We start from the raw sequence: 2,107 nt of genomic DNA, 5'->3' as shown, positions 1-2,107 counted from the left end.
CCCCTGCCCGGCTCGCCGACCCGCCCCGCGATCCCCGCCGACTCGCCGACGACGCGCCGCGCCCGTACGGACGGCAGCGGCTCCCTGGACGGCGGCAGCGGATGGGCGGGCGGCCGCCCCACGGCCGCCACGTCTCCCGTCACCGGCACCACGCCGCCCAAACCCTCCGCGGTGTCATGGCCCCACAGCCACAGCCCGAGCAGCAGCGCCGCCCAGGCCACCCCCACGACCGGCCGGCCGACCCGCCCGAAGCCCTTCCCGTACACCGCCGTCAGCCCGATGCCACTGCGACCGGGCGACGGCGGCGGTGCACCGCGAGCCCGGCGACGGCCAGCGCCGTGCCCCCGGAGAGCACCAGGCCGTACGCCTCGGCCCCGCCGAAGTCCTGGCGCGCCGCATCGTCGGCCGGGGCGATGCCCGGATGGGCGTGGTGGGCGGGGTGGGCGCGGTGTGCCGGGCGCGCGGGGGCGTTGTCCTCCTGGTCCGCGGCGGCGGGTCCGGCGATGGCCATGACCACCACCGCCGCACAGACGGCCATACGGAGCGTGAGGGCGAGCGAACGCATGGTGAAACCTCCTGACACCACCGAGGCTCACGCGCGCCGCCGGGAGCCGCATCCGCTGCGGCCCCCGGCTGCTCCGTATGGGTCAGTCCGTACAGGTCAGCGGGGGCCCGCCGACGTCACACCCGCTCGACCAGGTCCGCGATGGAGTTCACGACCGTGGACGGCCGGAACGGGTGCCGGTCGACCTCTCCGATCTGAGTGACCCCGGTGAGCACCAGGAAGGTCTCCATGCCCGCTTCGAGACCGGCCAGCACATCGGTGTCCATCCGGTCGCCGATCATCGCGCTGGTCTCGGAGTGCGCCCCGATCGCATTCAGCCCGGCGCGCATCATCAGCGGGTTCGGCTTGCCGACGAAGTACGGCTCGGCCCCCGTCGCCTTGGTGATCAGCGCGGCCACGGAGCCGGTCGCGGGCAGCGCACCCTCGGCGGAGGGCCCGGTCTCGTCGGGGTTGGTGGCGATGAAGCGGGCGCCGTTGTTGATCAGGCGGATGGCCTTGGTGAGCGCTTCGAAGCTGTAGGTACGGGTCTCGCCCAGGACCACATAGTCGGGTTCGACGTCGGTGAGGACATAGCCGATGTCGTGCAGGGCCGTGGTCAGCCCCGCCTCGCCGATGGCATACGCCGTACCGCCGGGCCGCTGGTCGTCCAGGAACTTGGCAGTGGCCAGCGCGGACGTCCAGATGTTGGCGACCGGCACGTCCAGGCCGATCCGGGACAGCCGGGCGTGCAGATCGCGCGGGGTGTAGATGGAGTTGTTGGTGAGCACGAGGAAGGGCTTGCCGGACTCGCGCAGCCGCTTGATGAAGGCGTCCGCCCCGGGCACCGGGATCCCCTCGTGCATCAGCACCCCGTCCATATCGGTGAGCCAGGACTCGATCGGCTTGCGCTCTGCCATTGCGGACTCTCCTGCCGTGCACCAATAACGTCTGAGTGGGGACACCGACCGCGCAACTGCGGGCGGGCCGAGTGTCCAGCGTAGCCAGCCGGGCCGGGACCCGGACCGCCCCGGTCCCGTCTGACCTCGGCAGACGGGACCGGGGCGGCCTCGTGGCAAGCGCTCCAGCGCGACAGAGCCGGGCGGGCGGCCGATCCTGGTGGTGGAGGCGGCGTCGGGCACAAGGCCGCTTCCGCTCCCCGCGAAGGAGATTTCAGATGGGCATCAAGGACAAGCTCAAGGACGCGATCAACAAGGGTCAGGACCGGGCGCGGCACGCCGCGCGCAAGGGCGGCAAGGGCACCGCCGACCAGCCCCGGCGCGGCGCCGAGAAGGCGGACGAAGAGCTGCGCCGCCGGGGCGAGCCGCCCAGGGCGCAGTAGCGGCGGCCGGGTCTCACCGCCTCGGACGCCGGGACCTGATCACCAGCGCGGTACCGGAGACGACGAGCGCGCCACTGATCACGGCGAGTCCGAGGAGTACGACGCCCCGGCCCGTCGCGGCGAGTTCAGGCGGCAGATGGTCGCGACTGCTGCCCTCGCCGCGGGGGCCGGGGGTGGCGTCGGCGCGGGCGGGCGCCTCCTCCTTCCCGGGGGCCCCGGTTTTC

General features: G+C 73.4%; 4 protein-coding genes and 1 pseudogene. 1 reads left to right on the top strand and 4 read right to left on the bottom strand.

What is annotated here, in order from left to right:
- The 3 genes and pseudogenes from CCN51_RS37895 to CCN51_RS37885 form a co-directional block, all read right to left on the bottom strand.
- Positions 1–266, bottom strand: a pseudogene (locus CCN51_RS37895) (class F sortase); the annotation flags it as partial.
- A gap of 5 nt (positions 267–271) precedes the next feature.
- Positions 272–565, bottom strand: coding sequence for a hypothetical protein (locus CCN51_RS37890; protein ID WP_014179283.1), 294 nt, complete (start codon positions 563–565; stop codon positions 272–274).
- A gap of 116 nt (positions 566–681) precedes the next feature.
- Positions 682–1,461 (bottom strand): HAD-IIA family hydrolase, encoded by a 780-nt coding sequence (locus tag CCN51_RS37885; RefSeq protein WP_014179282.1) that lies wholly within the window; start codon positions 1,459–1,461, stop codon positions 682–684.
- 257 nt (positions 1,462–1,718) lie between these two features.
- Between CCN51_RS37885 and CCN51_RS54580 the strand changes: the two genes are divergently transcribed.
- Positions 1,719–1,883 carry a hypothetical protein gene (locus CCN51_RS54580; protein WP_014179281.1) on the top strand — a complete coding sequence of 55 codons (165 nt, stop codon included), beginning with the start codon at positions 1,719–1,721 and terminating at the stop codon, positions 1,881–1,883.
- Positions 1,884–1,896: 13 nt separating this feature from the next.
- On the opposite strand, the gene CCN51_RS55265 is transcribed toward CCN51_RS54580, so the two are convergent.
- The coding region (locus tag CCN51_RS55265) for a hypothetical protein (protein WP_158104734.1) at positions 1,897–2,107 on the bottom strand (211 nt) is incomplete at its 5' end.

It is taken from the genome of Streptomyces milbemycinicus (assembly GCF_002154605.1).
Taxonomy (GTDB): Bacteria; Actinomycetota; Actinomycetes; order Streptomycetales; family Streptomycetaceae; genus Streptomyces; species Streptomyces milbemycinicus.
This window is presented reverse-complemented; position numbering and strand designations above follow the sequence as displayed.